This window comes from Paenibacillus albiflavus, from assembly GCF_004344915.1.
GTDB classification, from domain to species: domain Bacteria; phylum Bacillota; class Bacilli; order Paenibacillales; family NBRC-103111; genus Paenibacillus_AM; species Paenibacillus_AM albiflavus.
This window is the reverse complement of record NZ_SKFG01000008.1, coordinates 204,716-212,506: the sequence shown is the minus strand read 5'-3', so window position 1 is coordinate 212,506 and position 7,791 is coordinate 204,716. Positions and strand designations below refer to the sequence as shown.

Sequence of the window (7,791 nt, the reverse complement as noted above, 5' to 3'; positions counted from 1 at the left end):
CTTACTGATATCACGGGCTTTGATAAAACAAAACTTGGAAAACAGACTCTCACAGTCACAATTGATGGAAAAAGCACAACCTTCGAGGTGACTGTTGAGAAGAAACTTGTAAGCATCAAAGTTACAACCCCACCAACAAAAATAATTTACAATGTTGGTGAAAGCCTTGACCCTACAGGGCTTGTAGTTACAGGAACTTATGATGATGACACAACAGCGATTATGAATGTAACCCTTACTGATATCACGGGCTTTGATAAAACAAAACTTGGAAAACAGACTCTCACAGTCACAATTGATGGAAAAAGCACAACCTTCGAGGTGACTGTTGAGAAGAAACTTGTAAGCATCAAAGTTACAACCCCACCAACAAAAATAATTTACAATGTTGGTGAAAGCCTTGACCCTACAGGGCTTGTAGTTACAGGAACTTATGATGATGACACAACAGCGATTATGAATGTAACCCTTACTGATATCACGGGCTTTGATAAAACAAAACTTGGAAAACAGACTCTCACAGTCACAATTGATGGAAAAAGCACAACCTTCGAGGTGACTGTTGAGAAGAAACTTGTAAGCATCAAAGTTACAACCCCACCAACAAAAATAATTTACAATGTTGGTGAAAGCCTTGACCCTACAGGGCTTGTAGTTACAGGAACTTATGATGATGACACAACAGCGATTATGAATGTAACCCTTACTGATATCACGGGCTTTGATAAAACAAAACTTGGAAAACAGACTCTCACAGTCACAATTGATGGAAAAAGCACAACCTTCGAGGTGACTGTTGAGAAGAAACTTGTAAGCATCAAAGTTACAACCCCACCAACAAAAATAATTTACAATGTTGGTGAAAGCCTTGACCCTACAGGGCTTGTAGTTACAGGAACTTATGATGATGACACAACAGCGATTATGAATGTAACCCTTACTGATATCACGGGCTTTGATAAAACAAAACTTGGAAAACAGACTCTCACAGTCACAATTGATGGAAAAAGCACAACCTTCGAGGTGACTGTTGAGAAGAAACTTGTAAGCATCAAAGTTACAACCCCACCAACAAAAATAATTTACAATGTTGGTGAAAGCCTTGACCCTACAGGGCTTGTAGTTACAGGAACTTATGATGATGACACAACAGCGATTATGAATGTAACCCTTACTGATATCACGGGCTTTGATAAAACAAAACTTGGAAAACAGACTCTCACAGTCACAATTGATGGAAAAAGCACAACCTTCGAGGTGACTGTTGAGAAGAAACTTGTAAGCATCAAAGTTACAACCCCACCAACAAAAATAATTTACAATGTTGGTGAAAGCCTTGACCCTACAGGGCTTGTAGTTACAGGAACTTATGATGATGACACAACAGCGATTATGAATGTAACCCTTACTGATATCACGGGCTTGGATAAAACAAAACTTGGAAAACAGACTCTCACAGTCACAATTGATGGAAAGACTACTACCTTTGAAGTGACCGTTGATAAGAAAACGGGTAGTGGTGACGGTAGTGGTACAGGCAGTGGTGGAAGCACGAACGGTGGTAGCACAAGTAGTGGAACCGCAGGACCGAAGGAAGAAATCATCACCATAGACGTCGAGAACGGGGCGAATAGTGGTGACGTTGTATCCAAAGCTACGATCAAGCGTACAACAGATGCGAATGGACGTAAGAAAGATGAAGTGACGTATACGCCAGCGCAAGCGGATAAGACGATTGAGCAGTTGTTAGCGGCAGGCTCGAAATCTGCAAAGATCGTCATTCCCGACGCGAAGGATGAAGTTTCGGAGTTGAACGTGAAGTTGCCGAAGGCATCATTTGCGAAGCTCGCTGACAAGGGCATAGATCTGGAGATTATGACACCGAATGGACGCATCATCATACCGGCAGACTCTATGAGAGGACTGGCGGATGACATGTATTTCCGTCTTGTGCCGATTAAGCAGGAGAACGAACGCAAAGCGGTAGAGCAACGCGCCAAAACAGAAGAAGTCGTGCGCGAATTCGCGGGCAGTGCGACGATCACAGTGCTCGGCCGTCCGATGACGATCGAGACGAATATGCAAAGCCGCCCAGTAACACTAGTGTTGCCATTGCCTGAAGACGTGACAGAAGATCAACTAGCAGATCTCGGCGTGTTCATTGAGCATAGTGATGGTGAGAAAGAAGTAGTTCAAGGCGAGATCGTTCCGTATGATAAGAGCGGAAAACTCGGAATACAGATTACGATCAACAAGTTCAGTACATTCACGATCATTGATCTTGAAGGGCTGAATAAGCAACATAAGCCGTATATTTACGGATATTTGGATGGCACGTTTGGACCAGAGAAGCCGATAACGCGTGCAGAGATGGCAGCGATGTTGACTCGCGTGTTCGACAAATCGGATAAACAGTCTAAGGTAACAAAATACAACGACGTAGATAGCTCTCACTGGGCAAGTGATGCAATCGACAAGGCAACACGAATGGGTATTATGAGCGGAGACCCAGACGGACGATTCCGTCCAGAAGAAACGATTACGCGCGGTGAAATGGCGAGCGTAGCAGTTCGGCTTCTCGGCACAAGCAGCGAGCAAGGTAACAAAGTGAGTTTTCCCGACATCGCCGGACATTGGGCAGAGTCAGCTATCATGCAAGTGAGCTCAGTGGGTAAGCTGAGCGGTTACCAAGATGGTACGTTCCGACCGAATCAGACACTCTCTCGTGCAGAAGCAGTGGCGTTGATCAATATGCTTCTTGGTCGAGGGCCACTAACGGGCGCACCAAGCAAATGGAACGACGTGTCCGAGCAACACTGGGCATACAGCAACATTCAGGAAGCGTCACTAGAGCACACATATGTCAAGAAGGATCGTAAAGAAGAATGGGTTCAGACAAAGTAATACAATAGTAAACCTATCTCAAAAGAACGGCTTATCAAATGCGATAAGTCGTTTTTTATTCTGTTAAACGAATATCTTGAATGACGTAAATTTGATGTATCTGGTATATTAGGGTCAGAAATAGTAGAGGGGAAATAGACAAGTGATCACAATTGGGAAGATGACGAATATCCGTGAAGTAGCTAGCTTTATAAGTGCGCTTAATCAACAAGCTCACCATCATGTAGGCTTTTGCGGTGAACAAGAAGAAGAGATTGAAGAGACGCTTATGAATGAATTTAGTGAATTAGCTCTGAATGACTCTGTATTTGTTGCTTATCGCAATAACGAAATATTAGGAGTTATTGGATTCGATGTAGATATTGAGAAGAGGCAAGCGGAAGTGTGGGGGCCCTTCATCAAGGATGAGCAGGATTGGCTCACGATTGCGATTCCATTATGGAATACGGGAGTTAAGACAATCAAACATCATGTGGATACGTTATTTGGATTCTATAATGTGAAGCATCGTTACGCGAAACAACTCATGGAGAAGGTTAATGGTATTAACAAAGGAAATCATATCGTGCTATGTGCACATCGAAGTGCTTCGACTAGTCGGTTAACGAATAACGATTATTTCGAACTTATACCAGAACTCTATTCATCGTTTATAACGCTTCATGATGCTGCTTTCCCGAATACCTATTATGCTGGGCAAGAAATTATAGCTCGTCTTGATTCAGATAACAGAGTTTACATTGCTGTGACTTCTGATCGTAAGTTGCAAGGCTATTGCTATGTCATATCTGATCCTGAATTCCAAGAAGGTACAATCGAGTTCATTGCCGTTTCACCTGAATATCGCAAACAAGGGATTGGTGCTGACCTTATAAAGAGGGCGCTGGATTATTTATTTATAGAGAAACGGATTGAAGAAACGACGCTCTGTGTAGCTTCTGATAATGTACAGGCAGTTCATGTTTACTTGAAGGCTGGATTTGTATTGAAGCATGATTTAGCGTCCTATCGGATTGAGCTAGAACGGATATCATCTTGAATAGGTGGTGTCCGTTTCTTTGTGATGAGATTGTTTGATGCATATTAATCCAACTCTTGACAGAAAATGAGATAACAGGAATATGCGGGTTTATTGTCTTGGGGGAGGATGAGACTACAACGTGAATTACGAAGACCAGATCCATACCGAAATGACTTGTGCTGAATATAAAGCAGAGCTTGAACTCAGATTTGGAAGCATGGATGATTTTATTATCAAAGATGTAAAATGCAATCAAATTCCCGGCTTTGTTGCTTATATGGAAACGTTAATCGATAAAGATAAGCTATATAAGATCATTTATGAGAGGTTTTTGCTGCGTGATGATTTGGAGATTGTGCCTGATCAATTAGGACGATTGCAGCAGCAATACGGGGATTTTACAAACTATCCCTTGGTAAAGGATATCACTCTGGCTGAAGAAGGGATTCTTAAAGGTTCTTGTATCATTGGTTTGGAGGGCAGCCATGAGCTGATCACCATTAATATTGATATAGATAACAAGCGTGCAGTCGGAGAACCAACGGATGAGAAATCTATTCTAGGTTCACACGAAGGTTTTATCGAGAATCTACGAACGAATATTAGCTTAATTCGGCAAGCAACGAGAAGCACAGATTTGATGGTGAATTTTATGAGTATCGGTACTACTGTCAAAACGGAGCTGGCCATCACATATATGGGGAGCATAGCGAATCCTGATGTCGTGAATGAAGTGAAGATTCGATTGGGTGGCGTTCTTATGGATCAGGTTAATGGCATAGGGCAGCTGGAAGAGCTGATTGAAGATTATTCATGGTCCCCCTTCCCCCAAATTCTTAAAACTGAGCGGGTTGATCGTGCGATTGCGAATATGAATGAAGGTAGAGTAGTCATTATTCTCGATGGCTTTTCCTCCTGCTTAATTGTACCCGTCTCCTTCGTTGCTTTCATGCAATCGACTGATGATTACAATAGCCGTTGGATGGTAGGCTCTTTTATTCGGATGCTTCGCTTTCTAAGCTTATTTGTCGGGACCTTATTGCCAGCATTCTATATTGCCGTAGTTGGATACCATTTGGAGGTATTGCCAGATGAACTCGTCATTACGATCCAAAAATCGATTACTAAAGTTCCTTTTCCACCATTAATTGAAGCGTTAATTATGGAAATCACGATAGAACTTATTCGAGAGGCTGGTCTGCGTCTACCTACTAGGGTTGGTCAAACTGTTGGTATTGTTGGAGGTTTAGTTATAGGTGATGCCATTGTACGAGCAGGCTTAATTTCGAATACGATGATTATTGTTGTGTCAGTTACAGCCATTGCAGGCTATGCCATTCCGACTCATGGGATGAGCGAAACGATACGTCTATTAAGGTTTCCTTTTATGCTGTTAGCGGCTACCTTCGGATTCATCGGGATTGTGCTTGTCGCCATTGTCGTATTAGGACATTTATGCAAACTGGAGCCATTCGGTACGCCATATTTATCACCATTTGCCCCATTCAGGCCTCACGATTTGAAGGATACGATTATACGTTTGCCGATTTGGAAGCTTAACACTAGACCTCTTGATGCCAGACCAAATCGAGTGCTTCAGCAAACTTGGGCCAAAGGATGGAAATACTATGTACGCAACAAACGATAAAATCACCATAAGGCAAATGATTTTGGCTATTATTCAGACACAGATTGGGGTAGGTGTGCTTACACTGCCACATAACATTGCCCTTCACGCTGAGAATGACAGTTGGATCTCAACCTTGGTTGCAGGAATAATTACAGAGGGTATTATCTTACTAATGTGGCTGCTTGCGATTAGATATCCGAACTTAACTTTGTTTGAGATATTTATGGAAATCATGGGTAAGTTTATCGGGAGAATACTCGTTCTTTGTTATGCCGTTTATTTAATGGTCAAAGGTGGCTTTATTCTGGCACAATACGGTCTAATTATTAACAGATGGATATTAGAAAGAACGCCAAATTGGATTATTTTATTGCTACTATTGTTAGCGAGTGCTTATATTGCTAAGGATTCTCTCAAGAGCATGATTAGGTTTTTTGTGCTTGTGCTGCCGCTTATTGTCGTTCTAATCGTACTTGTTTCATATTCACTTAAAGACGCTAAATTTATTTATTTATTGCCGGTTGGCGCGAGTAGTCCCATCCAAATTCTGAATGGCTCTCAAGAAGCGATCTTCTCTATGATGGGTTTTAATCTTCTATTCTTCATATATCCTTTTGTACAGGGGACGAATAAGCAGAAGCTCAAAGCGGTTTCCATTGCACATCTCTTTACCGTTGCCTATTATACCTATTTGGTTGTCTTGAGCCTTATGTATTTTGTCAGCGCAGAGGATATGAATCATATCCCTGAATCGATCGTTTACATGATCAAGGCATTTTCCTTTAATGTGTTTGAACGAATGGATTTGTTTTTTCTTTCAATATGGGTCATCAATGTGGCTACCTCGCTCATGACCACTATTTACATAGCATGTAATGGATTTGCAAGTATGTTCCAGGGTAAAAGTCATCGTGCTGCTTTACCTTATGTGTGTATTTTTATATTTTTACTGGCATTAGTGTTAAGTCGAGAAGATTACTTTGACACCTTTAGTCCTTACTTCAATCTTTCTCATTATATTTTTCAATTTCTGATTCCTGTTATCTTGTTACTTGCTGCAATTGTATGGAAGAAGCAGAAACAGAAGGGGCAGATAAGTCATGAAGCGAGTTAGAGTTATTGGTTTGCTCATAAGTATGATTGTTCTGCTAACAGGTTGCTGGGATCAGCATTTAATGAAGAATTCTTCAATTATTCAAGTTTTTAGCTATGATTTGCTGAAGAATAGTAAGTTATATGTCGGTGCAACCGTACCTATCCTTGGGCATATGGATGATGTACAATTGGGTGGTCAGAATAGGACAATCTTCGTTACTTCTGATACACCTGGTGAAGCTCGAATGGCGCTTGGTCGGAAGATTGCGGGCACAGTGGATACATCCAAAGTAAAATTATTATTGCTGGGTGAGAATTTTGCTCGACAAGATATTTTTCCTTATTTGGATATGTTCTATCGAAATTCACGATATTCGCTGGAGGCTGAACTGATTGTTGTGAAAGGCAATGCATCCGACAGTCTACAAATTAAAAATCAGAGTGAACCGAATATTAGCCGCTACATTTTGAATTTATTGGAGAGCTCGCAAGGCAATTCCATCATTCCTATCCAGAATATCCATACAATTAGATCAACGATGTTTGATCCTGGTGAAGATATTATTCTTCCGTATCTCCAGATTGTTGATGGTAGCGATGCGGCTAATATAGAGGGGATAGCGCTTTTTGATATGCGCCAATTCTCAGGAATTGTGCTGCCGCCACTTGAGTCCACACATCTGCAAATTATGAAGAATGGTGTTTCCGAGGAAAATAGGTTTACGATTGGCAACTTAAACAATGATGAACACAAAATTAATCGGAATGTTACTTTTAAAGTCAAGCATTTATCGAAAAAGATGAAGGTCAAGCCAGATGATCAAGGGAACATTCATGTTTATTTTGATCTGAGATATAAAACTCTTGTCACGGAGTATCCCAAAGATAATGTCATTGGAGATATCCCTATGTTGAAAGAAAAATTTGCAGCTTACTTCGTTGATCTAACGAACAAAGTCGTAGATAAGCTGCATGAAGCAAACTGCGATGCATTCGGGATCGGAAGACAGCTGATTGCGTATTACCCGAAGATTTGGAGCAAGCTTGATCAAAAAAATTACTATAGTAAAGTTAAATTTCATACGGAAGTAGTAATCGAGACCATTCAGTCGGGACTTAATTATTAAGCAGCTTGTGCTTA

5 protein-coding genes are annotated in these 7,791 nt (G+C 41.1%); all 5 read left to right on the top strand.

The window, feature by feature from the left end; all coding sequences use genetic code 11:
- The coding region (locus E0485_RS10275; protein ID WP_207910957.1) for a bacterial Ig-like domain-containing protein at positions 1 to 2,904 on the top strand (2,904 nt) is incomplete at its 5' end.
- 142 nt (positions 2,905 to 3,046) lie between these two features.
- Complete coding sequence (locus tag E0485_RS10270; protein ID WP_132417935.1) at positions 3,047 to 3,943, top strand: GNAT family N-acetyltransferase; 897 nt, start codon at positions 3,047 to 3,049, stop codon at positions 3,941 to 3,943.
- Positions 3,944 to 4,064: 121 nt separating this feature from the next.
- Positions 4,065 to 5,573: a spore germination protein gene (locus tag E0485_RS10265; protein ID WP_132417934.1), complete on the top strand. Its 1,509-nt coding sequence runs from the start codon at positions 4,065 to 4,067 to the stop codon at positions 5,571 to 5,573.
- Positions 5,554 to 6,669, top strand: coding sequence for a GerAB/ArcD/ProY family transporter (locus E0485_RS10260; RefSeq protein WP_165921142.1), 1,116 nt, complete (start codon positions 5,554 to 5,556; stop codon positions 6,667 to 6,669). Before E0485_RS10265 ends, E0485_RS10260 begins: the two co-directional genes overlap by 20 nt.
- On the top strand, positions 6,656 to 7,777 hold the full coding sequence (locus E0485_RS10255; RefSeq protein WP_132417932.1) for a Ger(x)C family spore germination protein: 1,122 nt from the start codon (positions 6,656 to 6,658) through the stop codon (positions 7,775 to 7,777). The genes E0485_RS10260 and E0485_RS10255 overlap by 14 nt, the downstream gene beginning before the upstream one ends.
- Positions 7,778 to 7,791: the final 14 nt, after the last annotated feature.

Coding starts and splice junctions, on each gene's coding strand:
- E0485_RS10260 (WP_165921142.1), top strand. CDS start 5,554: ATGTACGCAACAAACGATAAAATCACCATAAGGCAAATGATTTTGGCT.
- E0485_RS10255 (WP_132417932.1), top strand. CDS start 6,656: ATGAAGCGAGTTAGAGTTATTGGTTTGCTCATAAGTATGATTGTTCTG.